At 36.0% G+C, this 25,652-nt stretch carries 27 protein-coding genes; 8 read left to right on the forward strand and 19 right to left on the reverse strand.

Annotated features, from left to right (window positions below):
• Positions 1–80 precede the first annotated feature (80 nt).
• From GQR44_RS10675 to GQR44_RS10695, 5 genes are all read right to left on the reverse strand, one after another.
• Positions 81–1,367, reverse strand: coding sequence for a hypothetical protein (locus GQR44_RS10675; RefSeq protein WP_346774342.1), 1,287 nt, complete (start codon positions 1,365–1,367; stop codon positions 81–83).
• Positions 1,364–3,703 (reverse strand): EAL domain-containing protein, encoded by a 2,340-nt coding sequence (locus GQR44_RS10680; protein ID WP_166371800.1) that lies wholly within the window; start codon positions 3,701–3,703, stop codon positions 1,364–1,366. The genes GQR44_RS10675 and GQR44_RS10680 overlap by 4 nt, the downstream gene beginning before the upstream one ends.
• A 26-nt stretch (positions 3,704–3,729) precedes the next feature.
• Positions 3,730–4,449, reverse strand: a complete 720-nt coding sequence (locus GQR44_RS10685) for a hypothetical protein (protein WP_166371801.1) — start codon at positions 4,447–4,449, stop codon at positions 3,730–3,732.
• Positions 4,450–4,869: 420 nt separating this feature from the next.
• Entirely contained in the window at positions 4,870–5,607 is a 738-nt protein-coding gene (locus tag GQR44_RS10690) for an SDR family oxidoreductase (protein ID WP_166371802.1), read from the reverse strand.
• A 109-nt stretch (positions 5,608–5,716) separates the two neighbouring features.
• Complete coding sequence (locus GQR44_RS10695; protein ID WP_166371803.1) at positions 5,717–6,304, reverse strand: hypothetical protein; 588 nt, start codon at positions 6,302–6,304, stop codon at positions 5,717–5,719.
• Between the two features lie 444 nt (positions 6,305–6,748).
• On the opposite strand from GQR44_RS10695, the gene purU reads away from it, so the two are divergent.
• Positions 6,749–7,618, forward strand: coding sequence for a formyltetrahydrofolate deformylase (purU, locus tag GQR44_RS10700; protein ID WP_299659830.1), 870 nt, complete (start codon positions 6,749–6,751; stop codon positions 7,616–7,618).
• A 356-nt stretch (positions 7,619–7,974) separates the two neighbouring features.
• Here the strand turns inward: purU and GQR44_RS10705 are convergent, their stop codons facing one another.
• Together GQR44_RS10705 and GQR44_RS10710 are read right to left on the reverse strand one after the other, a co-directional pair.
• The gene (locus GQR44_RS10705; protein ID WP_166371805.1) at positions 7,975–8,217 is read right to left on the reverse strand and encodes a hypothetical protein; all 243 of its coding nucleotides are present in this window, start codon (positions 8,215–8,217) and stop codon (positions 7,975–7,977) included.
• A gap of 342 nt (positions 8,218–8,559) precedes the next feature.
• Positions 8,560–9,003, reverse strand: coding sequence for a hypothetical protein (locus GQR44_RS10710; RefSeq protein WP_166371806.1), 444 nt, complete (start codon positions 9,001–9,003; stop codon positions 8,560–8,562).
• 69 nt (positions 9,004–9,072) lie between these two features.
• Between GQR44_RS10710 and GQR44_RS10715 the strand changes: the two genes are divergently transcribed.
• Both GQR44_RS10715 and GQR44_RS10720 read left to right on the forward strand, forming a co-directional pair.
• Positions 9,073–9,597 carry a hypothetical protein gene (locus tag GQR44_RS10715; RefSeq protein ID WP_166371807.1) on the forward strand — a complete coding sequence of 175 codons (525 nt, stop codon included), beginning with the start codon at positions 9,073–9,075 and terminating at the stop codon, positions 9,595–9,597.
• Positions 9,598–9,749: 152 nt separating this feature from the next.
• A complete protein-coding gene (locus GQR44_RS10720; protein WP_166371808.1) occupies positions 9,750–10,190 on the forward strand; it encodes a WD40 repeat domain-containing protein in 441 nt (146 codons plus the stop codon).
• A gap of 259 nt (positions 10,191–10,449) precedes the next feature.
• Here GQR44_RS10720 and GQR44_RS10725 read toward each other — a convergent pair whose 3' ends face one another.
• The 9 genes from GQR44_RS10725 to GQR44_RS10765 all read right to left on the reverse strand — a co-directional run bounded on the left by GQR44_RS10725 (position 10,450) and on the right by GQR44_RS10765 (position 18,084).
• Positions 10,450–11,577 (reverse strand): serine/threonine-protein kinase, encoded by a 1,128-nt coding sequence (locus tag GQR44_RS10725; RefSeq protein WP_166371809.1) that lies wholly within the window; start codon positions 11,575–11,577, stop codon positions 10,450–10,452.
• Positions 11,574–12,161 (reverse strand): ECF-type sigma factor, encoded by a 588-nt coding sequence (locus GQR44_RS10730; RefSeq protein ID WP_166371810.1) that lies wholly within the window; start codon positions 12,159–12,161, stop codon positions 11,574–11,576. The genes GQR44_RS10725 and GQR44_RS10730 overlap by 4 nt, the downstream gene beginning before the upstream one ends.
• A gap of 83 nt (positions 12,162–12,244) precedes the next feature.
• Positions 12,245–12,937 (reverse strand): metallophosphoesterase, encoded by a 693-nt coding sequence (locus GQR44_RS10735; protein WP_166371811.1) that lies wholly within the window; start codon positions 12,935–12,937, stop codon positions 12,245–12,247.
• Between the two features lie 64 nt (positions 12,938–13,001).
• Positions 13,002–13,574 (reverse strand): hypothetical protein, encoded by a 573-nt coding sequence (locus tag GQR44_RS10740; protein ID WP_166371812.1) that lies wholly within the window; start codon positions 13,572–13,574, stop codon positions 13,002–13,004.
• A gap of 195 nt (positions 13,575–13,769) precedes the next feature.
• Positions 13,770–14,090, reverse strand: a complete 321-nt coding sequence (locus GQR44_RS10745; RefSeq protein ID WP_166371813.1) for a hypothetical protein — start codon at positions 14,088–14,090, stop codon at positions 13,770–13,772.
• A 790-nt stretch (positions 14,091–14,880) separates the two neighbouring features.
• Entirely contained in the window at positions 14,881–15,999 is a 1,119-nt protein-coding gene (locus GQR44_RS10750; RefSeq protein WP_166371814.1) for a hypothetical protein, read from the reverse strand.
• 4 nt (positions 16,000–16,003) lie between these two features.
• Entirely contained in the window at positions 16,004–16,228 is a 225-nt protein-coding gene (locus tag GQR44_RS10755; RefSeq protein WP_166371815.1) for a hypothetical protein, read from the reverse strand.
• 119 nt (positions 16,229–16,347) lie between these two features.
• Positions 16,348–16,755, reverse strand: a complete 408-nt coding sequence (locus tag GQR44_RS10760) for a tetratricopeptide repeat protein (RefSeq protein WP_166371816.1) — start codon at positions 16,753–16,755, stop codon at positions 16,348–16,350.
• A 456-nt stretch (positions 16,756–17,211) separates the two neighbouring features.
• Positions 17,212–18,084: a hypothetical protein gene (locus tag GQR44_RS10765; RefSeq protein WP_166371817.1), complete on the reverse strand. Its 873-nt coding sequence runs from the start codon at positions 18,082–18,084 to the stop codon at positions 17,212–17,214.
• A 902-nt stretch (positions 18,085–18,986) separates the two neighbouring features.
• On the opposite strand from GQR44_RS10765, the gene vapB reads away from it, so the two are divergent.
• The 3 genes from vapB (at position 18,987) to GQR44_RS10785 (ending at position 20,671) form a co-directional block, all read left to right on the forward strand.
• Positions 18,987–19,202, forward strand: a complete 216-nt coding sequence (gene vapB / locus GQR44_RS10770) for a type II toxin-antitoxin system VapB family antitoxin (protein WP_166371818.1) — start codon at positions 18,987–18,989, stop codon at positions 19,200–19,202.
• Positions 19,203–19,926: 724 nt separating this feature from the next.
• Entirely contained in the window at positions 19,927–20,208 is a 282-nt protein-coding gene (locus tag GQR44_RS10780; RefSeq protein WP_166371819.1) for a hypothetical protein, read from the forward strand.
• Position 20,209: 1 nt separating this feature from the next.
• On the forward strand, positions 20,210–20,671 hold the full coding sequence (locus tag GQR44_RS10785; protein ID WP_166371820.1) for a DUF3596 domain-containing protein: 462 nt from the start codon (positions 20,210–20,212) through the stop codon (positions 20,669–20,671).
• Here GQR44_RS10785 and GQR44_RS10790 read toward each other — a convergent pair.
• Positions 20,655–21,680 carry an IS630 family transposase gene (locus GQR44_RS10790; RefSeq protein ID WP_166371821.1) on the reverse strand — a complete coding sequence of 342 codons (1,026 nt, stop codon included), beginning with the start codon at positions 21,678–21,680 and terminating at the stop codon, positions 20,655–20,657. The genes GQR44_RS10785 and GQR44_RS10790 overlap by 17 nt on opposite strands.
• Before the next feature lie 70 nt (positions 21,681–21,750).
• Here GQR44_RS10790 and GQR44_RS10795 point away from each other — a divergent pair, with 70 nt between their 5' ends.
• Together GQR44_RS10795 and GQR44_RS10800 are read left to right on the forward strand one after the other, a co-directional pair.
• Positions 21,751–22,056 carry a hypothetical protein gene (locus tag GQR44_RS10795; RefSeq protein ID WP_166371822.1) on the forward strand — a complete coding sequence of 102 codons (306 nt, stop codon included), beginning with the start codon at positions 21,751–21,753 and terminating at the stop codon, positions 22,054–22,056.
• Positions 22,057–22,073: 17 nt separating this feature from the next.
• The gene (locus GQR44_RS10800) at positions 22,074–22,511 is read left to right on the forward strand and encodes a hypothetical protein (protein WP_166371823.1); all 438 of its coding nucleotides are present in this window, start codon (positions 22,074–22,076) and stop codon (positions 22,509–22,511) included.
• A 150-nt stretch (positions 22,512–22,661) separates the two neighbouring features.
• Here GQR44_RS10800 and GQR44_RS10805 read toward each other — a convergent pair whose 3' ends face one another.
• Together GQR44_RS10805 and dnaX are read right to left on the reverse strand one after the other, a co-directional pair.
• Positions 22,662–22,991, reverse strand: coding sequence for a YbaB/EbfC family nucleoid-associated protein (locus GQR44_RS10805; protein ID WP_028869849.1), 330 nt, complete (start codon positions 22,989–22,991; stop codon positions 22,662–22,664).
• Positions 22,992–23,030: 39 nt separating this feature from the next.
• Complete coding sequence (gene dnaX / locus GQR44_RS20050) at positions 23,031–25,652, reverse strand: DNA polymerase III subunit gamma/tau (protein WP_166371824.1); 2,622 nt, start codon at positions 25,650–25,652, stop codon at positions 23,031–23,033.

Here is a 25,652-nt window from a genome sequence, read left to right on the forward strand (position 1 = left end):
GTGATATTGCAGCCACGTTGATCGATGTAGTTTGTAAGTTGAAATGAATTAACTCGCCGCTATGTTTCTGCAAATCAAGCTTATAAAAAATAACGGGTTGCAAACTGCCATTGTGTTTCTACTAAATCGACAGGTTGTACACTATAAGAGCGCGCTGGCCGGTGGCTGTCAATCACAGTGAATTCTGCAGATAAAAACCACTGCTTACTCAATCGGTAACTATGATTAAATGTTAATGCTTGGCCATCTTCGTTGTTATCGTCACCCTCTGTTTTATCATTATCAGTCACAGAGAAGTCCTCAACTCTGAGTGTACTTTTATGCTTTTTATTGGCGACTAAAGCCTGCCAATTATAATGTAAAGCAACAAAACCACTGGCATAGTCATTATTAACCACATCTTCTTTTTCTTTACTTTGCATCAAGGTATCGCCAGACAAGTACTGCGCGGTTAAGGATAAATTATCACTCAAACGCCAGCGTGCTTCTAAGTGATAAAAACGTGTTCGCCACCCATACTGACCATCGACTACTTTATAGGGGATGGCCCTATTATCATAATAACCTGCTGATATTGATCCTTTTCCTCTTAGTTTCCACTCGCCTCGCGTATGGTATCCAACACGGTTATCAAGCTCTAAAAAAGGATCTGATTTATGCGCTTGCCCTGCTAAATTTTTTCCATCTTCACGAGCAGGAAACCACGGAAAAGTACGTTGTTCATTCCAAAGAGTTTGCCTGTTACTTATTGCCCAACCATGCCAAGCTAATAAAGCCCCTGCTGGATCGTTATTGATAAAGGCTGTTGCTGAAAAGGACAGATCATATTTATCGTTATTTATTCTACCTAACCGCGTTACTTTTATTTCAGTGCCGACTACTCGAATTTCTTCACCAATCCAGGTATTTAATGTTGAGGAGTCTAAGGTATCTTTACTTGCCCACGCATAGGCATTATTTTCAAGTGAGATTTCAGGGTAGAAAAGACCAACTTTAGTTTGTAGGCGATAACCGGCACTATTGGGTATAGAGCGGTATTTTAAGTAGATCTCAGTCAACCCTAAGGCTGACTTTTCTCCATCACCTGTTGCTTCTGGATAAGCATTAAAGACGCCATGAGCACTTAGGCCATTATCCCATGATACAGATAAATCTGCTCCTATTTGTGCAGCTGAAAAATGTACTCCATCACCTAGCCCTAATTTACCTTGCCCACCCGTTAGATAGCCTTGACCGGAGGAGTTAATGTGGTTAACTCTAAAGTCTAAGATGCCATGAGCATTATATTCCGCAGCAATAACTACCTGCATAGGAAGGCAAGCAACAAGCAATAATAGATGTAAAGACTTAATACCCGTATTAATCACGTACTTCCCTTAATTTCTTTAATGTTTAAGTGAGTTAATAACCAGGGTGTTAAGTCGATTGCTGGTTTAGGCCTGCTGATGTAATAACCCTGTGCTAATTCACAGCCATTATCTGATAACCAATTTAATGCAAACTCATCTTCTATGCCTTCAGCTACTACATGCAACCCCATATTGTGGGCAAGTTCGATAGTCGAGCGTACTATGATTTGATCGTCTTCATCATTTTCAATATTTTGGATAAATGATTTATCTATTTTTAATTCATGTACGGGTAATTGCTTTAATTGTGCTAATGAGGAATAGCCAGTTCCGTAATCATCAATAGATATTTTCATTCCGTAGTCTTTAAACTCAGCTAAGACTTTAATCGCTGCTTCAGGATCTTCTACCACTGAGCTTTCCGTCACCTCAAGCGTAATTTTTTTAGCTGGGACATTGGCCGCTATCATGCTTTGATAAATAAACTTATGGAAGTCACTTTCTTTTAAATTTTCAGCTGAAATATTGATGGCTATATTTAAATCTATGCCTTGTATTTTCCAAGCATTGTATTGCGCTAATGCAGTAACAAACACCCAACGGGTTAGGGCTTTAATTTGACCTGTTTGCTCTGCAATATAGATGAAATTATCGGGTGGGATCATGCCTAAAGTAGGGTGTTCCCAGCGAACTAAGGCTTCGGCATGGGTTACCTTTCTGGTTTTTAAACACATTTTAGGTTGAAAATGTAACGCTAACTCCCCTGCTGGAATCGCTTGCTTTAAATCATTAATTAAATTTAAACGTTCAACAGTATTTATATCAAGATCTGGGTGATATATTTGTACTAATTTACTTTGTTTTTTTGCACTGTGAAGTGCCATAACAGCCATTTGTAATAATGACTTCGCGTCAGTCGCATGCGCTGGATAAACTGCAATACCAACTCGAACTTGAAAGTGTAAACTAATACCCTGATAGTTAAATGTAGGCTCCAGCTCAACATTGAGTTGCGTAATAATTTCATCTACATTCATGTTTTCTGCCAACAAAACAAATTCGTCCGCCCCTATATGAGCTAACGCTTTTAAATTAGTTTTTTGGTATAAGCGCTGTAAACGACCAGCAAGTTCTTTGATCACTTTATCACCAACATCACGGCCTAATGTATCGTTTACGTCATTTAAACGGCTCAGGTTTAAATGAAAAACTTGAAAGCTTTGTTGTTGTGCAATCAGTTGGTTAATTGTCTTATTAAGCAAGTTACGGTTCGGTAAATCGGTGAGAGGATCATGATTTGCACTATGGGTGATCGTTTCTTCTCGTAATAATACTGCCGCTTGCATTTGATTGAATTCTTCAGCAAGTTGGCCTATTTCATTTTTATCTTTTAACGACACTTTTTGCTGATAATCACCACTGGCAATCACTTTTGCTTGAGTAACTAAGCGTTTAATAGGTTTGCTGATAGACGCTGCGATAAAATAAGCACTAGTAAGCGATAACAATAGTGTTAATGCAGCTAGAAATAAGAACTTCCACCATTGTTCTTGTAATAACGCGACAAAGTTAGCGCGTAAGCCATGCATTGCTACACCTAATTCTTTATCATCAAATTCGTTAATCAGTGAGTGCGTTGCTATGTATTTATCGGGTGTTTTATTGTCAATAACCTGCACTGCTAATTCAAGCGCGTGATTATAATTTTTGTTATTTTCTTTAATTGAAATTAATCGCCACTTACCTTCATCTTTTATAATAAAGTCAGTAGTTAAGTCGGTTATTTTTTTAAATTCATTCGCTAACCGGTGATCAATTTCAAAGCCAAAAGCAATCCATCCTAGTGTTTTAGCACCAACAGTTACGGGTGATAAACTCAGTTGATAAAGTGCATTGTCAATCATATAAAGATGGGCGGCTTGACCAGCACCAAGCCACTCATTAAAACGAAAAATAGTGTCTCGCTCCGCGCCTTGTCGAATTTTATCTTTTCCATTGATGAAGTATCGTTGTAGTTGGCCATTGATAACGCCTTCTGCTGTGATTGTCATCGCTAAATCAGCATCAATACGCTTTCTATGATTATTTAAAGCAAACAATAAACTGCGCGTATCCTCGTTAAACACTTCCTTTAAGCCATAATCTTTAGCGACAGTTTCGGCAAACGTTGATAGGTAAGTCAATCTGCGATCAAATAACTCAGTAAAAATTGTTTTTGCAGTGGTTAAACGATTATTGATTTCTGCTGCTTCTTGATTTTTTTTACCGCTGTAAAGGGTCCAAAAAGCGATCGATTGAACCATTAATAGCAGGATGACAAAAAATAAAAATATTTTATTCTGTAAACTTTTCATGCATTAACTTCTTCTATTTTCTGCGGCTAGTAATCGGAAATAAAATCAAAATCATCACTTGTTTGCACGGGGATATCATCCATCGCTTTCTGTAGCGTAAATGTTGTGATCTCTGCACTTAATAGTTCTTTTTCTACTATCATGCGATTATTTTCAGCGCGCATTTGTGGGTGCCAAACCACCACTCTGTACTTTCCTAACTCAGTTAATGTAAAACTCGCCACTCCTTGCTCATCAGTTTTAGCAAAATATGGTGTATCAACAACTAAAAGGTAACCGCTCATCCAATCATGAATATTACATCCCATAGCAATTTCAGCAGCGTGATCAAAATGTGTTGATGAATCAGTCTCACCGGAGCGAATTTTAAAAGAAAATTTGTTTTCACTATCGGCTGAATAAATATGATGGGTAATATCATCTTTATTCACAAAGTTAACCTTATCGGATTTTTGGCTAACACTGATATAGGGAATAAAAGATTTGCTATGTTGGCTAATTTCAACCGTCTTATTCTGCTGTGGAACAACCTGATTTGCTAACGGTTCAAGATATACCACCATATTAGCCAAAGGTTGATTCTTTACATTATTTACTTGGACTTGAACACACGTTGGATCTTCTTTTGTGCAAGCTTGTACTGAGGTCGATGCAAACGTGAAGATAAGCGCTGAAAAAATAGGTAAACCAAAACGTAAAAGTGAAAAACGAATAACGAAAAAGCGAAAGAATAAAGAATGTTTCAACATCAGCTCCTGAAGGTAAAATACAAATAAGTGTTGAGTGTAGTCCAGTTTTATCTGTCTTGAATATTTTGAATCTAAAATATTTTTATCAAGCTGATTACTTAAAATTAGGTACTAAAGTTAATTTATCTGAATCTAGCTCAATACAAAAGCTTTTCGTCCTATTTAACTTGCCATACTTTGCTGTATTTCATGCTTTGCAGCTAATGCAATATTTACAAACGCATTAACCGTCGCTCTGCTATTATTTTTTTTATATTGAATTTGCACCGGAATTTTAGTGTTTAAATTGTCGAGCGCAGTAAAATACTCCCTCAACAAGAATGATGATGAATAACCTGCCACTTAATTAGCGCATGTGAATGCATCAGTTACCAATAAGACAGCAGGTTTTTAGATCGTTTGAATGAAATGCACTTATTATGCTAAACCACCGTTGACACGAATGACTTGTGAGTTTATCCAATTACCATCTGGACCAACGATGCTTGCAACTACGTTGGCGACTTCTTCTGGTGTACCGATGCGACCTAAAGGAGACATTTTTGCCATGCCATTGATTTGTTCTTCTGATTTACCCGTGAAGAATAGCTCTGTACCGATTGGACCCGGTGCTATCGCGTTTACAGTAATATTGCGGCCAGTTAGCTCGTTTGCGAGTACGTGTACCAACCCTTCTACTCCGGATTTTGACGCGATATAAGGGCCATAAGCTGGAAATGATTTGGCAATCACACTGGTAGAAATTGCAATAATTCGTCCACCATCTGTTAAATGCTGCGCGGCATAAGCAAGTACTAAGAAGGCACCACGTAAATTGGTTTGAATGGTTTTATCAAAATCAGCCAAGCCCTCTGGCGTTATTTTTGTCATGGTCATCATGCCTGCATTATGGATCACAACATCCAATTGCCCGTTAATCGCCATGCTCTCGTTAAATAAGCGTTTAACATCTTCGTCACTGGCGATATCAGCTTGGATAGCAACAGCTTGACCGCCCTTCGCTTGAATAATGCTGACCGTTTCCTGTGCACTTTCTTTGTTACCAGCATAGTTTACAATCACGCTATAACCGTCATTAGCTAAACGTTCTGCTATTGCGCGGCCAATGCCTCGCGATGCACCGGTTACTAAGGCAGTTTTGGTCGTATTAGTCATTGCAGTTGTTCCTTATAGTTTATTGTTATTCAAGCAGAATGGGATGTTAATGCTTAAAGTTATTTAATATCGAATAAAGTAAATAGGTGCTCATATTCAGAAATATGCCCTAACATCCAATGGGAATGTTAAGGTTTACTATTGTCACCACCACCCATTTACCTTCAATCATTTGTTCTATTTTAATCCTAGCGGCACTGATTCCGATTAAGAGATTCATCTCTTTATTAAATGAATCTCTATCAAATAGTGGTATCCACTCCTGCCCATCGTGTTGTAAAACAGCTTGCTTAATTTCAGCAAGGGTTACTTCAGGAAAGCAATCTAACGGGATGTTCTCAAAGTCAGGCAATTTAAATTGGTGTGTAGCGGAATTGTCGATCGTTAGCCAATCGCTAGTGCAATGTTTCCAATCCAATAAGTCTAAGTGTGGGCCTTCATCTTGAATCGACATGCTTGTTTCGAGCTGTAAACTCGCTCTTATTTTATCGTTTTTATTAGCTACAAGAATTAGGTTCGCGTTAGAAATTTGATCCTGCATGTCTAAGGGAATGGTAATACGATCTTTAAAAGGTTCGGCTAGATTAATCGTTTTGCTAATTGAAGTTGTTGCATTGGGAATGATATTAATTTCATTGATTGCCGCATTTAGCATGCTACTGAACAAGCATATTAAACAGATAACTATATGTTTCATTTGCTTTACTCCCAACATCGATTAAAAGTTACCAAGCCACTATAAACCTATCTACACGATTTTAAAATACGCTAACTATAGATCGCACGTTGATTAAATTTCTTCTTCAAAAAGCGCTTACTGATCATATTACTGACACACTTTTAGAAGACTAGCGCACAGATTTTATTATTCATTAACGACAAGTTGCAATGAGTTGTATAGGTTAACGTTTTGTTAATATTTAGCTATTAATTCAACAAACTAGCAGCAACATTTAGTAATCAATGCTCTCTTTTAAACTGTACTTTATTTAACACCTTAATTATTTAAATATTACTTTATGTAACAGAATGTTAACTCCGTTTTTAAGCAGCGCCTACCCGAGAAACGAACAGAAGCGTATCTGGTTTAATCAGGCTAGGTGGCGTTTTATATTTTAATCAAGGATCAACAATGTCTGATATCAAATCAATACCACAAACTCACATCATCACTGCAGACTGCATTAGCAAACCAGGCACTGTTGATGTGGTTACTCGCTTTTTATTTAAACAAGGTTTTTATATTAATGAGATCCATTCATTTGTTGATACAACTGAAAATCGCTTTTTTATACGCGTAGAGTTTAGAGCAGAGACAGATAAGGTGTTTGACCGCGAAGACTTTTGTGAGCAGTTTCAACAACGAGCCAATGAATTTGATATGCAATGGCAATTAGCTTCTAGACCTTATAAATCAAAGGTAGTGATCATGGTTTCTAAGCATGACCACTGTTTAAATGACCTTTTATATCGTTACCGTACTGGTGACCTTAATATTGAAATTCCGGCGATTATATCAAACCACCCTGACTTAGAAGAACTCGCTAAATGGCATGGTATTCCTTATTACCATTTACCGATCTCTAAAGAGACAAAACCACAGCAAGAAGCAAAAGTACTTAAAATCATTGAAGATAGTGACGCTGATTTAGTGGTATTAGCCCGTTATATGCAGGTGCTTTCCAGCGAAATGTCTAAAAAACTGTCCGGCAAAGCGATTAATATTCATCATTCATTATTACCCGGATTTAAAGGCGCAAAGCCTTATTACCAAGCCTATGACCGTGGTATTAAGTTGGTGGGAGCAACCGCCCATTACGTCAGTGATGACCTTGATGAGGGGCCGATTATTAGTCAATGTGTAGAAACCGTTGACCATAGTTATTACCCACAAGATTTGGCCGCCAAAGGCCGCGATATCGAGTGTTTAACTTTGTCACGCGCGGTACGTTGGCATATTGAGCATCGTATTTTCTTGAATGGTAGTAAAACGGTGGTTTTTTCTAAGTAGCGATTTAAGGTTTATTAAAATTCGAATAATTTATATGCTGCATGGAAATGCAGCTTTTTTTTAATTTGATTCACCGCTTTAGCTCGTCTCCGCTCGTGAGGTCAGTTTTATCATTATTAGCTCTGGTTTAGCCCTGTCGGCGACACGTCTTTCTTTTATCAGAAAAGAAAGGCGGCAAAGAAACTGACACCGGATCGTTTTGTGATGGCTGTGCTGAATTCAACATTGCAGTTTCTTTTTGATTTAAAACGAAAGGCTAGCAATGGATGCTTTGAGTTTGGTTTAATTTTTTTACTCGTCTGCGCTCGGCTTGGCTGCTTGATATTTATTAACAGTGGTTTCGCCCTCCCAGCTACTTAATTCAAAATAGAACTCGAAACACAGCATTTTATCTTCTTCGTTAGGAGTAAATCTGATATCACTAATACTTCCTTCATTTTCAAGCTTCTTAATACCACTTTCCCTTCAACAATATGAGCGTCATCATCAGCAATATTCAGCGCTGTCTCGATTAATTGTGCATGACGAACTGCTGATACTGATTCTAATTCAGTCATTAAATTGATTTTTATCGCATTGCGATCTTCTGCTTTTGACACAAAGAAATGTATCTTTCCATTTAACTTTCGATGACATGCGGCATTATGTATTAGTACATATAATGCATCACAAATAACTTAATACGTACCACCGTTTACAGAGAAACTACGCTATCCTAAACACCGTAAATCTACCTAAGGTTCAAAATGGCTAACATTGCCAATAACTTCAGATATAACAGCGTTGAACAGTAAATAAATATCTGTGCTTGGAGACGCATAGTTTGGTTTATTAAACCAAGAGGCCATTAAGTCAATTTTTGTCCTCTTAGCGATTTTACCTAATACTTTTTTATCATCCATATTCAGTAACTGGTACCGGCTTGTAATAAATGAAAGCATTCAAATTAGAAATACAGAAGTACCTTTAAGCTCAGCCATATGATCACAGGAATACAAAGCTTTATCTAAGTTGTTTTCCTTTAGATAACTAAAAATGTTAGTGGCATAGTCAGTAATAGCTATTAAATCACTGTCATAATTATTGATTTGGGTAGTGATTTCTGAAATAGAAAAATTAACTATGTCAGAAATCCCTTTGGAGCAGCGTTTATTAAACAACAGTCCAACATCATTATTTTCAAAAATCAGGTTGGTTCTTACGTGAAGCAAAGCTTTTTTGTAATCTGATGAATTACAGTAAAATTTTATTTTATCCAAAGCTATTTTTGTTCTGTTGTATTTTGAAGGGTCAACACCTCGAAGTAAATTTCTAGCTTTTTTAGAATGAATATCCAGTATTTGAATTATAGTTACTATGATCCTGAAATTATAAAATTGGCACATGAATGTACTTGATCGTTGAATCTGCATTTCATAACGTATAAGTAAATTAACCATTTATTGAGAGAATTTATGCAAAAGAATATAACTAAGAATGATGATGTAAACTCAAAAATTAATACAACTTCATTTAGAACAATATTAGTTCCTACTTTCAATAAAATAGTAGTAGAAAGGGGAGAAGCATTTCATATTCGCCCTGACTTTAACAGTGAAGATTTTGATGCCCTATTCAATAATATCTATCACGGTATTATTTATAATTTTTTCCTACAACTTGAGGAAAAAGAAATATTATCATATGAAGAATACACTTATTTATATGAACATTATTTACGAATCTTAATCTTTGATGGTGTAAAAACGGTTATTTACGGTGAAAGTACTATATTAACGGCTTCTACTTTCTCCCAAAAATCAGGGAGCTACATAACTCCCCTTTATAAGCGCGATACACTGCGCATACATAATAAAATTACTAAAGAACTTATGGCAGAAGAACGTGAGCTGAAAAAGATACGCCAGAGGGAACAGTTAAAGAGGGATAAGGAAGAGGAGAAAAAGTTTAAAGAATGTCTCGATCGTTACTCAAAATAATAAATCCCGAATATAAATATTCGAGGTTTTCATCTACAGATTATCTTATAATTAAAAAAGGTTTCGTGAAATTAAATGCGTCACTCTATATAGGCAAAGCAACGGTGATAACATCATCATTCATAAAAATGTTCAACGAATAAGAGATAGTGATGGACAACTTCAATTTAAATTTACTACACCCAGATAACAAGCGAGCATTACGTAGTAAAAGACATCAATATCTTATTGAGATATTCAACCTAGAAACACAACAAGTGTTATTCCAAAGAGAAGATTTGGGTGGCTACCACCGATGCGGTACTTTTACAGAAGATGAAAACGTAGTTATTTATGTTACTTTCGATAAACACTGGTACCTTTCTCCGATTATCAACATATGGGACTTAGAAAAGGACCATGTTGAATCTATCTTCACATCCCATAATAGCCAATTGGAATCGATGCTAATCGCTTATAACAGGCACAAACAGCGCCTTGTACTCGGTTCTTGTTTTGATGGCGAGATCAGCACTTATGATATTAAAAAGCGTAAAGTCATAAAGCACATCCCCTCCTGTCCAGAGAAAAAAACACCCAAATTCTTTACTTAGATTTATCTGGTTGTGGAGAAAAAATAGCAGTATTACGAGAAGATATACTCACTGTTTATAATTTTAAAACAGGTGAAAAACTATTTAGTACACCACTATTAACAACCTATACAAGATGTCAGTTTCACGAAACAGAACCAAATATCAGTATAACTCATTCTGAAAAATCACCCATCCACATCAACTATTAATCAATTGAAGTTTAATATCAGACTTGCTCATTCGAGAAAATGGAGTTCCATGCATCGTTTACTCGTTATTACAGCTTAACAAATAGCAATACACTACTAATAACTGAATACAGTGCTAGCAAACAAGCAAGAGAAGTAAATGGTTTCCTAAATATAAGTTTTTTGAACTGATAAACGGGGGCCATGGAATATTCATCGATGGGAAAGCCAGTCTGATATTGTTGCAATACACGTCGGAATTGGAGAGCATCTTGATATCGATTTTCAGGCTCAACATAAAGCGCTTTACTTAACACTGCCTGTAACTCTTTATTGCTAATTTTTTTCAAATCTCTTTGCTCAAGCTGATTGCTGGTTAAAAGGTAAAACAGGATCGCTCCCAATGAATAAACATCCGACATCGCTTCACAGTGTTCTCCTGCTATTTGCTCAGGTGCACTCCAATTCTTTGAGAATGCTTTAATAGTTTCCCTATTATCAGCTTTAGCACTCGTTTTAAACTTCTTAGCCAGGCCAAGATCTATCAACACCAAATGACCTTGGTTGTTGATAATAATATTCTGTGGCTTTAAATCACCATGATAAATATCTCGATGGTGCAAATAACACACAGCCTCGAGGAGTTGCATAAAAACATCTATTTTTTGTTTCTGATTGCACTCACTATTAGAGAGCCATAAATCTAAGGATTCACCATCGATATAATCCATAACAATACAAGCATGATCTAATACTTCAGATACACCATAAATACTGCAAATATTGGGATGATCTAATGCCATCAAACTAGATGCTTCACTAAAAAACATCGCAGTTTGTTGGTGACTATTTAACTTGTCACGTCGCAGGATTTTAACTGCCGCTTTATGAATTTCATTTTCTGTCTTAGACGGGTTAGAAATAGTTTGTTCTGCATGGAAGACCAATCCCATTCCACCAGCGTCCGAAAGTAAACGTTTAATGCTAAATCCCATTACCTCCTGAGCGATAAATGATTGCCATGACGTGCGCGTTGAACTTGTTAACTGCTGTGATATTAATTCGCTACTAGAAAGAGGTATATCATCAACCTGTAACATCCTTTCTAACTCATCAGCTTTAGCTGAGTCGATGTTTTTAAGCTTAGATAATTGTAACTGCTGCTCAGCGGGGCTTAAACTAGAAAGCTCTGTATACAAAGTGACGATATCTATCATTCGATTAACTTTGCTCTTAACCAAGTAACAGCAAACTTTAAATCGTTATCCGCCGTTCGCGTCGATATCGACAGCATATCTGCAATCTGTTGATGTGAGATCATGGCAAAGTTTTTTAGTTCAAAAACCTCCGACTGCCTAGGGTGGTTTTCGCGAAGAAGATCTAATGCATTGACAAGATCAATACTCTCATCCCAATTAGGCTGATGTTCCGGGACCTGTGTTATTTCAGAGGCTAAATATTCACGTTTTGACTGTTGTTTATTAACGAATGATTGGTGAGGCTTGCCAAATAGAAGGTGCCAAACAGACACGCGAATATAATCAAAAAAATCGTGACGACTTTCAAAGGGTAACTCATCATTTCGCCAGCGATGTAATTTGATGATCGACTCACTAGCAAGCTCAGTAATAGAGGAATCATGTAAAATAGTTTCGTTAGGTTGTTTTTTTTGCAGATATTTAGCCACAATTGCACGAATATCTTGATACGCGTACTCAAGAAACTCCTTACTTTTGCTTTCATCCCTATTCTGCCAACCAATCAATAATTCAGTTGCATTATCTAACTCTTTTATCGACACCTAACACTCCTTGATATTCATCGTTAATAAAATGAATCATCATCTATTTCTCTGATTATTTCTAGTTATTCCAACTATTAATGTTAACTTATCTCGTTAATGCTCAATTCATTAAGATTAAGTATGCAAAGTTCATTAACTGATGAGTAAGTATCTATCCAAAAGCGGTTATTCACGTTAACAACAGATTGTACAGGTGTATGCCCATGTACAACATAATCAACAGAATCAATGGTTAAACAACCCCCTTTTTCTGCCAACGGCCGACTCCATAAGGTTTGCCAAATATCATCGTCCGATAAAGTTCCGCTTTGTAATGTCGACCAATCACGCGGTGCAGATGCATGTGACACACCGACTGTTAAACCATTCACCGCAATGGTACGCGTTAATGGCATCGCTATTTCAATCAGCGTTTTCCAACGCATCAGCAGATCAAAGCGATCTAAGTTGTCGGTTAACCATTGCCCATGGTCTGATTTTAAATGATCCCAAAATTTAGATGATTTAAATCCCAGTATAAAAAGTTGCTCATGATTTCCCATTACCGAATAAAACCACTTCTCAGTTAATAAATTTAAACAACCAATGCTGTCGCTTCCTCTACCAATTAAATCACCAGTGCAAAATAACCTGTCTAATTTAAAATCAAATTTAAGCGAAGCCAGTTGCTTAAAAAGTTGCTTCAACTGCCCGTGAATATCCCCGACAATATAATCGTTACCGACACGGTTAAGGGCACTATAAACATGTTGCTTGCGCGGTTTAAATTGCATGACAGTCTCCATGAATAAAGGTGAATCACCATCCATTGATGACAACTCACATCAGAATCTCAATTTATTTTTGTATGAGCTTTCCCCAAAAAAGAGTATTAGCTTGGTAACCAGGTTTCAGCATAGTAATAATAACCATCAGTACGCTCCCCATAAATAGATAAAAGCCAAAACCAACCTCATCGATAGGTAAACTGTAATTGTCGCTGCTACGACTTGAAGTATGAATAACCGATTCAGAAATCACTTCATAAAAACGCCAGCCAATGACCACCAGCAACACGAAGATCAAACAGCGTGAGACAGCTTGCTTTGCACCAAGCAAGTAACTGCAAAGTGTCACAATTGCAATAATATAGAGCCATGCGGGTGTTGATTCACTCAATGAAAATGAATGTCCCCAATATTCACCGAACGTAAATAGACTACTAAACATCAAACTACATAAGCTACACACCGCAAAGAAGTTCATTAACTTAATACTTGATGTATCTGCTTTTAATACCCTTTCAGCTGTTTCATCGAAAGCTGCTTTTGCCTTATCCAACGACTGTGACTGCTTCAAAACTGTTGATAGATTCTCTGCTCGTTTTTGTGCTTCATTCGCCATTTCAACCGTTCTGCTTTTAATGGTCATAATAGGGTTTCCTTTTAATATTACATCGTCATTAATATAATTTTGAATCGCTAGCCTAATGACTTATTAATGTTAGCTTGCAATTTAATGTGAATATACTCAGGTGGCGTACACAAATTAGATTTACGCAACCTACTTATAAATTTGTATTCAAGAAAACCATGACAGGATGGTCTTGGTTCTTGATAATTTCATTTAGAACTGCATCACGTTATTTTTTAAGGTTTCCAACTCCAGTGAAACTCCATCGTTATCAGCTTGCTCAGTGATATAGGCAAACTCACACTTATTAATCACCTCTTGTTGGCTTTTAGAGATACGTTTCGTGCCTTTATGTACACCCGCTTCTTTATAACAAACATTCACCATTTCTATTTTTGCTTCATATTGGCTATCCCATCCACTTAGCCAAGTAAGTTGCTCCTCTTGAGTTGATGAACCACAGCCTGTTAACATCAATGCAACGAAGCCAGTAGATAGGATTAATTTACACTTGTTATTTAAAAAAATTTTCATCATTGTCCCTTAATAATTTGAGGTTTTAAATTACTTAGCAAGCTTGCTAATGGGATAATAATGTAGGAAATGGGCATTTAAGCGCAGTGACATAACTATGAATTGTTTACGCAATTTTTTATCTAAGAAATGAGATTTAAGAGGATGGGCTGATTTACTATAAATACTAACATCAGTAACTTGCTGAAAATATAAAGCTAAAATGAAATATTTAAATGATGATTTTGGGAATATTATTTAAACAAAAATTCTAACCAGGTAATCAATGAACACTCTTTATAAAGTAATCACCTAACTACCCCTCTCATATCAATAATGTGCAGGGTTTGTCATGCCTTCCTTTTTAAATGAGATAATATTATGACAACTAAACGACTGAATTATTGGCAAGGCATAATCGAAAAACAAGCAAACAGAGGCTTAACTAATATTGAATTTTTAAAGTGAATAATATCAATCCAGTCACCTACTATTATTGGTTTAATAAAATAAAGTAACAGCAAAGTAGTCATAAATTTCTACCAGTTATTGTCACCCTGTCACTTTCTCAATCTGTGAGTTATTGTTGGCAAATGATTAGTGCTCGTTTGACTATGAGAGCTACAATTTAAGCGCTTTCTGGCACTATAGAATTGTAAGCAATATAGAAAAATCAAAAGAAAATTATGCTAAAGAAGTAGGAAAATTAAAGCTATAGAGAAGATATCAAAACAGACTGGGGATGCTGCGTAGAAAGAAAAACCGTTCAGCTTAAGTGAACGGTATTGAATTTTCATAAAAGGTTACTTTTTTATCCTTTGATCTTACTTGCTAAAGCATCAAACATGGCTGAAGGGTCACTAAACTGATCTTTAGAACGAGGTTGGTAACATTTTCCATCAGTGAGGTTAAAGAAACTTTGGTGCTTTTCAATAGAACTAGAGTTATTAGGGTTAACCCAGTTATCAAACTCATGTTTATCATTAGTGATAACAAATCCACAGCTATTTAGCGGTATCTCCACATTTTTTTGAAGGACAAGTGTTTTAACTCCAGAATGAGCCACAATTTTAAATTTACCATTTACAATCATATTGTAGATTGCACCAGCACTTTGTAGCACGGCATTCGCCGCTAAATTCGATGCTATATTGGTAGTCTCTAATAAAACATTGGACTTTTTATATTTGGCTCCATAGCTATCTTCCAAATAAATGGAGCTAACAGGTTCGAGTTCTAACCAAGGTGTTGCTGAATAACCTTCTGCTTCTAAGTTATGGATAATTATTGGCAAGCCATAATATATAATACCATTACTCTCTACTTCTATGTTTTTAAACTGCCATGGCCAATACGATTCAGGGAGAAATGATTTAACCAAATAAGGGACAAGAAAGAATAAAAACTCTTTATGAGAATAACTTTGCAGGAATTGTATAAGCAGGACGATTTGAGTCTGTGCTATTTTATAGTCTCCACTATTTGCTGCCACGATAAATGTTACAATCCCTGCCCAGAAATCATTTTGTAATAAAAAATCATCGGAGAATGCATCTAGTGCAACCAGTGCTGCATCCATATCTTTTTGAGCAAGTGCTTTAAATAAATATATAACGTCTGTCGGTCGGATTTTATGGTGCGGGAACATGTAATTTTCATATATGCTATTAAAGCTGTCCTCACTCCTTGCCTTAGCAATTAATTGCCTAACATCTTCAACTTTAACAACCGGTCCGATGCTTTTGTTATTTTTATCTAATTCCTTTTTTTGATATTTTTTTACTTTTTCAGATTTACTTATAGAGGGTGTATCTACAGCGTTCTCACTAAATAAGTACAGAGCTAGACCATAACTTTCGAACCACTCTTGGGATTCCATTATTTGCTTATTTTTATAAGCCTCTTCAATAAAAGAAGAATAATAATTCATATTTCTACCCTCTAAATTTTAATACAACAAAAGTAATAAATATTGCAATTGATGCCCATTTAATTAAAGTTAATTTCATATCTCTTGACCGTAATCTTGGTAAATCTTCTGTAATCGCATTTTCCCATAATGTTTCGAATTCATTTTTTCTCGTTTGATAAGATTCTGCTTGTTTATCATAGATAGATTGTAACTCCTTTAGGGATTCAGACTTGGTATCTTCATTCATAAATATATCCTTATTTAAAACCGTTTTAATTATTTGTATCAGGTGAAATTTTCTTTTTCGTACTTAAATATCATTATTTAAAAAATTTAAGGGATGAAAGTTCCACTTAAAATATCTACTTAATCTCCCCACATTTCCTTAGCTAATGCTTTGTCGAACCAATATGTAGATTTTTCTTTATTCTTTTTGACCCCAATCCCATCTAAGTAGAACTTTGATATTAAATATTGAGCCTCTATATCACCTTGCTGAGCAGATTTATTAATATACTTGAATGCTTGACTATTCTGAGAGCCATAAAAAGTGTAACCATACATTTTTTGTCCTTGAGGGTGATTATCTAACGCTGATTTTTTAAACCAATACAGTGTTTTATCAACGTTTTGCTCTATACCGACACCGTACATATACATCAAAGCAACTTGGATTTTGGCTTCAGCATCCCCGCTTCTTGCTGCTGCTATTAACTGTTGGTATGAATGTTTAATCTTTAAGTTTCCAAAAGAAAACTTTTCACCGGGTAACATGTAAACCTTGTTCCAGTTAATTAATGAAAAAATCAACAACATTTCTAATATGGCACTATTATCGGATGGGTTTCATTAGCTGACAAATACTCTTTACTATACAGAACCTTAGCAACGATAGACTATGGCTAGGTATTGTCAATTTATCGACTAGAACGGAGTAAATTAGTTCAAATACAGCTCAAATACTGTTCGAATACTCTTCAATCTAAATTTTATACACAACGACCTCTATCCCATTCTACGAAGGAACGATCACGGAAAGTGCGAGAATGGTTAACTTTTAATAAATGGAGACTAAGTCGAAATAGATTATTCATTACTCAATGACAACTCAAAAAACTCCGAGCTTGATCATAGAATTTTAATTTTTCATTAGAAGATTATCGTGCAAAAAACGCCAACAAAAAGACTTTTAACTTAGTAAGCCTTTTTGTTATCTACGTGTAAATGATATTAATAATGCGTTACTTGACCATGATAAGTAACATTGTAATTATGTAATGGAGCAAGGATAGAAATATCCGTATATTGTTCACTAAATGAAATATCAATAGTACCCGCCTTTCCTTCTTCACCTACGTCACAGTTTGAGTTTTCTTGGAGAATGGCAAAATCAAAAATATGCCCAGAGCCACTTAAGTAAAAATTCTCTTTTGACATCGTAAGGTACGAAGTCTCACGTGCAACACCTGTGATTGAACATCCTGAAGAGTCATCAACAAATACAAATTCACCATTGCCATTATAAACAAAGTCACCACCATTACTTATTGGATGAATGTCAAGCGCATCTAGCGTTACAGGCAACCCTTCGTTCAATAAACCGGCCCAAGAACTAGCAGATTTTTTCTTTATTTCTACGCCATCTTTTTCACTAACAAGATCGAATGAAACAGATGGTATTTCTCCAGACAGGTCGAAAGTGACCGTACCATCAAGTGCGTTGCGATCTGCTAGTAACCCGATATTGTCAAAGCCATCTAGGAATCGCTTAAAGCGTACAGTGCGAACAATTTGTTGATTATCATCCACATTAGAACCTTCAAGAATTGCAATGTAGTCCTCTGATTCGTACATAATACTCATACTCACCACATTCTCAGAAATGGTTGCTAACATAATAGATAAATCACCCGCAAAAGGGTTATCAGTCGGAAAGAATTGCCACTGTAACATTGACCTATTTACGCCTGTAGAGGGTTCATCCGCTATTTCAATATTAGGCAATTCAGGATCGATTATTCCTTGCGATGTATCGTTACTAGCACTGCCACATCCAACTAAAGGGATTAACCCCATGACAACCAACAATGTTTTAAATTTCATATTACGTCCTTTATTTATGTTTACTCATTAATATTAAATCGACAATAATTAAAAAACGAGGTCAACAATAGGGACGTAATAAAGAATTATTTACGCAATTTATATTTATTTTCCAAAAAATATTTATGGGTGTGATCTTGTCGTAATTTACAAATTAGAGCCTGTAGTGCTCAAATAAAAATTGAAAGCTTTTGATGGTATTGTGAAGAGGATAAAAAGTACAAGACCATAGCCTGGTGCAAGTAATTCTTCGAACTCTCGAAAGTGAAGTGTAAAACGAAAATAAAGCCAGACTGCATGATTGATTCTTTGTGCAAGATAACAATAACCTACGTACATTTTATAATTTTTCGTCGGGTGATTATCGCATAACTCATACGGAGGTTGTTGTGTTGACAATACCTATCTTAGATATGTTTGATATCAAAATGAGAGGTGATAAGAACATTCTAGAAATAAAAAAACATAATAAATCATTAGACATCTACCCTACAGAGAGTCTCCATAATGTCTATGGAAAACCAAAAGAACCATCAACTAGCTGATTAATATAAATATTAATCACAACATCGTCCAATCGAGCATCGGATAGTTTGGTTTTTTTAATTAATATTGATTCTTTCATCCTGAAGCGATTGTCCGAAAATAATCAAAATTGATCAGAAATGGGCACTTCTTGTTTGTTTATTGAACAATTCATCTTTAAGGTTTGATCGGTTTTGAGGTCTTTATTTTTAAAGAAGTAAACTAAAAACAATAAAGTTTGTTCCTTTCGAGGAAATACAAGATTTCCCATGACTCTCGTATAAACAGTATTTCAACAATACATATGCTTGACGTATGCAGTGCGTTATTCATACTAGACTATGCTAGGCACATACAGATAGATAAGTGAGGATGCAATGAGAACGGTATCAATTTTCAAAAATGGGAAGAATCAAGCGATTCGTCTACCAAAAGATTTAGAGTTTGAAGGAATCAACGAGCTTGAAATTCATAAAAAGGGAGATGTGATCACCTTAAGACCTGCCCGTTCAAATTGGTTATCATTCGGTGAACACGATAAAGTTGATTCAGATTTCATGAATGATCGTGAAGATGTAATAGCTGACAAATGACGATTCAGTTTTGAGTAAGAAAATAAATTACATGCTCGATACGTGTATTTGTTCTTTCATTATGAGAGAACAACCAATCATAGTATTACAGAAGCTATAAACTGTGGTTGGCAAACAGCATCAAATTGTTATTGATCAAACTATAGATGGACCAACAGCATTACTTCTATTTATCCCATGCTACGCATGAATTGCCCTATTAATATGATTCTCATTATTGAAGAAAAAAAAGATCGTCACTAAAAATACAATTTTTAGAATTATTAAAATGAGAATTAAATAGCAGTGATACTTTATTAATCCTATTAATATATGCTTTTCAATAGATTAGAAAAATCTAATATTATTCCCCCCTTCGCGCCATATCCAACAAACCTAAGTATCTTAAGTTCGCAAAGCAAATTCCACACTAAAACAGAGCTTTTACTACGCCAATAAAGTCTAAAAAAACACCATTAAAAAATAAATAAAAATAATTTTATTAAGATTTTTAACGCTTTTTTTATTCAACTAGTTTTCTAGCCCCTGCTTAAAATCATATAAAACCCAGTGACTTACCCAAAGTATCTAGCCATCAAAAACTGAAATTAGTATATTTAAATCAACATGTTATGTCAACACAGCACAGTTACCCTATTTGACTAGCTAAATTTATCTGTTTATTGTTCATACAAACAAGAGCACGCAACGTGCCAAACCGGCATGAAATGCCACGGAATTAATTATGAACAGGACACTACAAACTCTAGATACAAAAAACATCAACATTAACGACCTGATGAAAACCTTATCTTTTCTCACTGAAAAAATAACCCTTCTTGAAAATAGCCATGGATATAATGGTTGGATGACAATCAAGCGAGCAGCTTTCCTTGTGGGTATCTCTCGTGATGCACTTGCACAACGTATTATCAATCATGATTATCCTGAAGGTGTAGTTTGGCAACAACATGCCAAAGGATGCTCAATCATGATCAATTTAAAAGCATTGAATGAGATAATTTGATATGGCTGAAACTAATGAAGAAAAAAGATTAAAAAAACTAACTAAGACGAAAGGAGTTGCTGTTCATAAAGGATCATTACGCATCCAGTTTCGTCTTCCCAATAACAATACAGCAACAAGAAAAAGTATTGGATTAGCTCCTACTATGCATAATATTCAAGTTGCTAGTAATAAACTTGGTGCAATCAAAACCGATATTCAAAATGGTTTTTATGATAACAACCCAAAAGTATTTTGGCGTAAGCATTTCCCAGCGGATGTTCAGCATATTAAAGAAAATAAAACTATTTCAGATTACTATGAACATTATATTGTTCTAAGAGAGGGAGAACTAGGAACAAGTATGAAAAATAAACTTAAATCTGCAAAAACTTGGCTGATTACGCATAAACTTTTTAAATTAAATGTTGCAGAATTGCTTCCGACTCACATATACCCATCATACTTCAAGATGAAAATTTGAAGGACTGAAAGTTGTCATTAATCCTACTCGTTAATGTATGTCCAATTCGGGGCAATGTATCATCAAAAAATTTATTAATACTCTGTCGGAATTCTTTAGTCGTTGCGAAATATTTGTTATTTCTGGCATGCTCATTAATCACCTTCCATAACCGCTCTATTGGGTTTAAATTGGGACTGTAAGGTGGTAAATAATGTAGAGTAATACCGAGCTCTTTCGCTTGGTTTTTGACTACATCACTACGATGATATCCAGCACCATCAAGTATTAAATGAATTGGTTTATCTGTTACATACTGCTCTTTTATTAACGTGAAAAAATCGATAATAGATTCACCGTTTACTGTGGTGTATTGTTTCGTGATCACATCTTGTAAATGACCCAACCTAATCGCACCTACAATGTTTAAGCGGGTTCGTGTACCCGTTGTTTCTATCGGTTTATCAACGCCAGTTCTTATCCAGCCACAACTCACTTTAGTTGCTTGCGTTGGGTGTGTAGCATCCATAAAAAGGATTGGTTCATCCTTTGCGACCGAGGCTTTTAGCTCATTATATTCTTCAACAAAAGCATCTTGTTTTTCTTGGTCATATTTATGTGGAACGCCTTTTAATTGCTTGTAGCTAAATCCATTGCGATGAAGCCATTTTTGCAAACCAGGAATAGAATACTCTACATCTAAAGTGTCTTTGATATATTCTCGAATTTCATACATGTGAAAGTAAGTAATCTTACTCAAATGTTCAATCACTAATTCAGTTTGTATCTCATTGAGGTAACTATCTGAGCCACCATTTTCTGAAGTAGTTTTTTGTTGAGCAGCATAATCATTGAGATGGCGAATAATACTTGTTTGGTGTTTTCGCAAAGCTTGAGAGATCATCGTTGTAGACCAACCTTCATCTGATAATAAAATAGCTTTAATGCGGTCGCACTCTCGTTTATCACTGCATTTTTTATGGCGTGATTCTAAAGCTAATTTTTCTTGGTAGGTCAGAGATATTTGCATTTATTCAGTCTGATCCTTTTAAATTAAATATCAACATTTTTTCTTCAATTGAAAAGCATTTTCAAAGATCATGGGTATAGAAAAAGCTGTTAAAACTAGTTATAAAACTCTTAAACAATCTACTGTTGATGAATATTTAATGCATTTCAGTAAAATTGTGCAAGAAGCTGTAAATGACGAAACAATCATAGTTAGCCCTTTTACTAAAACACGAAGAATTAAAGCTGACAAAATGTTTGATGATGATAAAAATCCTGAGCCATTCAGCCAAAGTGAATTAGACCAATTATTAGCTGTTGTTCATGTAGAAACAACTAGAGACATGATCGAATTGTTAGCTTGGTGTGGCATGAGGCCTGGGAAGATATTGATCTAGATAATGGACTTATACATGTGAAATATAATATTGATCGTAAAGGTAAATTGAAACCTCCCAAAACATTTGCATCAATTCGAACAATTGAATTAATGCCAAAGGCAATGGAAGTAATAATGCGCCAAATAGATATCACTTTTAATAAACCTACGCTTTTAGAAACTGTGTATTATAAATATGAAAAAACTAAAATAGCTGAAAGACATAGAGTATTTTTAAGTCGAGCAGACAAACCATATATAAGACCCGAACTAACTTCGGTTCCCAAGCAATGGAAGAATTGGTTAATAGCAGCTGATTTAACACATAGGCCTCCATATCATTTACGTCACACATTTGCGAGTCAAATGTTAATGGTTGGAGCAGATATTACTTGGTTAGCAGGCCAGCTAGGCGATTGGGGTATGATCCAAAAAATATACGGGAAGTGGATTCCAAATGAAAAATCAAATTAAAGTCCATTGTAATACATCGCAATATATCTTTTTAAAACAGCCATCATTTTTGATCGGCTGTTTTTTAAAGAAATTTATAATAATAATGTCTTGACCTCCATATGACCACAACAGAGATAAGCCACCCAATACATTGATTTTATTTAAATACTAGAAAGGCATTTTAAAGCCTGGCGGTAAATCCATACCACCTGTTAAACCACTCATTTTACTTTTGTTCACTTCTTCAACACGACGTACGGCATCGTTCATTGCTGCTGCAACTAAATCTTCAAGCATATCTTTATCGTCTTCTAGTAAGCTTGGGTCGATCTCAACCTTACGTACATTATGGTTACCTAATAATGTAATTTTTACTAAGCCAGCACCTGACTCACCAACAACTTCAGTATTGGCAATTTCAGCTTGTGCTTTTTTCATATTTTCTTGCATTTCTTGGGCTTTTTTCATTAAGTCGCCCATTCCGCCTTTACTAAACATAATTTCTCTCTTTTATAAGTTAAGGTTAATGTGTCCCGATTATAACGGCACTACACTATTTTCATAGACCTTTGCGGCATAATCTCGCACAAAGGTTTGTACAATTGGATCATTTTTAATCGATAGTTTGGCATTATCTAAATATTGCTGATATACAATTTGCTCTAATTCCATCGGTGTATTGCTGCCCGCTACATTACCTGCTTCAATGGTAATACTAAATTGTTGGCCGTAATAATCACGCAGTTTTGCTTTTAAATCTTCACATAAGCTTTGGTTATTTAATAGGTGCTGTTGTGATTCATGCAATGATAGCTGAATATGTTGTTCGGTTTTTTGCATCACCGTACTCTTAGCCAATAGCTTTTCAAAGCCCACCAACTGCATTGCTTTAATCGTTAAGAACCATTCATCGGTCATCTTGTCTTCGACATAATTCGCGATATCAATCTCAAGTGTTTGTAAGTTACTGTTACCAATCAGTTCAACATCAGTGGCATTATTTTGCCCAATACTGAGTGCTGAAATATCATTATTGGCAATGGCTTGAGGTGTGCTCTTTTGGGGTTGCACTGATTGAATAGGTGCTTGAACCGATTGCTTGACAGGCTTGTGTTGAAAAGGCTTAGGTTGAGCAAGGTTAGTCTGAACAGGTTGTAAAGAATTAGCATTCACAGGAGCTGCTATATTCTGAACTTCTGCAGCATGAGCCGCCTGATTTTCTGCTGATGCAGGGTTACCTGAATAATTGCTTTGTGGCGCATACTCTTCAGGCATATTCGGTGTTTGTTGATCAAAATAACCACCAGCATCATATTCGTTATAATCACCTTGAGGAGGTTGTTCTTGATAACTACTCAGCGGTGGTAATTCTTGCTCATTACTCACTTTCACTTGCGGCTGCGATTTCGGTACTGCTTCTATTTTCGCCGCACTGTCAGGTACTCTAGCTTTTGGCAATTCTACACTTTGTTGAGGGACAGTTGGTGTTACTGGTGCGACAGACCGATCATGAATGTTCGATGACTGTTGTTCAGTTGCCGCTTCAGTCTTTTTTAATGCCTCTCTTTTCAAACGATGACTACGTAACATATTGCGTGATTGACTTGTGTCAGCCACTGTCGAAGTAACTGGTGCTGCTGCATGTTGCACTGCATTATTATCAGGGTTATTGTCTTGTTCTATAGGCTGATAATTTGGTGCTTGCTGAGGTTGTTCAGGGTTTACATTGTACTGCTCAGCGGCTGCATTCGAGTATTGTTGATAGTCTGCAGGCGAAGCTTGTTCTATAGGTTGCTCAGCAGATTGTTCAGTAACGATTTCTGAGTTTACTGCAGAAGCAGTTTTAGCTGGTATTGCTTGAACAGGCGTTTCTTGCACTGGCGTAGTTGTGCTGTTGTCGGCAACATTAGGTTCATTATTGTTAATTTCAACAGAACTAGATTTACCGATTTGAGGTTCGCTAGTATTAAGTTCAACAGGGTTGGGCTCTGAAGTAGCGGCCGCTGTTGTATTTGAGGCAGCAGGTAATTCAGGCTGATTTTGATTTACCTGTTCCAACATTGATTCATCAATATCAACATAATTGGCGGGTTTAAACGCCAATAAACGCATCACGGTCATCTCTAATGCGATTTTTCCATTTGGCGCATAGGCATAATCTTTAAAACCTTGCACTGCGATTTGATAGAAAAGTTGTACTTCTTCAGGGGTTAAACGTTCAGCTAGCAGTTGTACTGCACTTTTTTTGCTGACATTAGCATTAAGCTGTAATTGAATTAATGCTATTTGATGGCACAGACTCGCCAACTCTTGATGTAAGGCAGAGAAATCAGCCCCTAAATGTACAAACTCTTGAATTTTTTCAAATACTTTTTGGCTATTGCCCGAAGCAATGAAATGCAGTAAATAATGTAAGTGAGATTGGTCTATCGTCCCTAACATTTTGAGTACGGCGGCATATTCAATATGTCCTGCACCAAATGCCAAAGCTTGATCCGTTAAACTCAATGCATCACGCATACTGCCATCAGCAGCTTTTGCAATAACACCTAATGCGGCTTGCTCAAAGGTTGCTTTTTCATGCTTTAATATTTCGGCTAATTGATGTTCTATCTGCTCAGGTAAAATCGCTTTTAAATGAAACTGTAGGCATCGTGATAATACCGTGATCGGTAATTTTTGCGGATCCGTCGTTGCGAGTAAAAATTTTACATACTCAGGTGGCTCTTCTAAGGTTTTTAATAATGCATTAAAACTGTGCTTAGATAACATGTGCACTTCATCGATTAAATAAACCTTATAACGCCCTTGCGCCGGTTTATATTGCACGTTATCTAATAATTCACGGGTATCATCCACTTTAGTACGAGAAGCAGCATCGATTTCTAATAAATCAACAAATCGCCCTTGATCAATCGCTTGGCAATTCGCACACTTTCCACAGGGAGTTGCAGTAACCCCTACTTCACAGTTTAAGCTTTTTGCTAAAATACGAGCGATAGTTGTTTTACCAACACCACGCGTGCCACTGAATAAATAGGCATGATGGACGCGATCTTGTACTAACCCATTTTCCAATGCGGTTAATACATGGGGTTGGCCAATAACTTCTTTAAAAGTCTGTGGTCGCCACTTTCGTGCTAAAACTTGATAGCTCAC

It is taken from the genome of Psychromonas sp. SA13A (assembly GCF_011378715.1).
GTDB lineage: Bacteria > Pseudomonadota > Gammaproteobacteria > Enterobacterales > Psychromonadaceae > Psychromonas.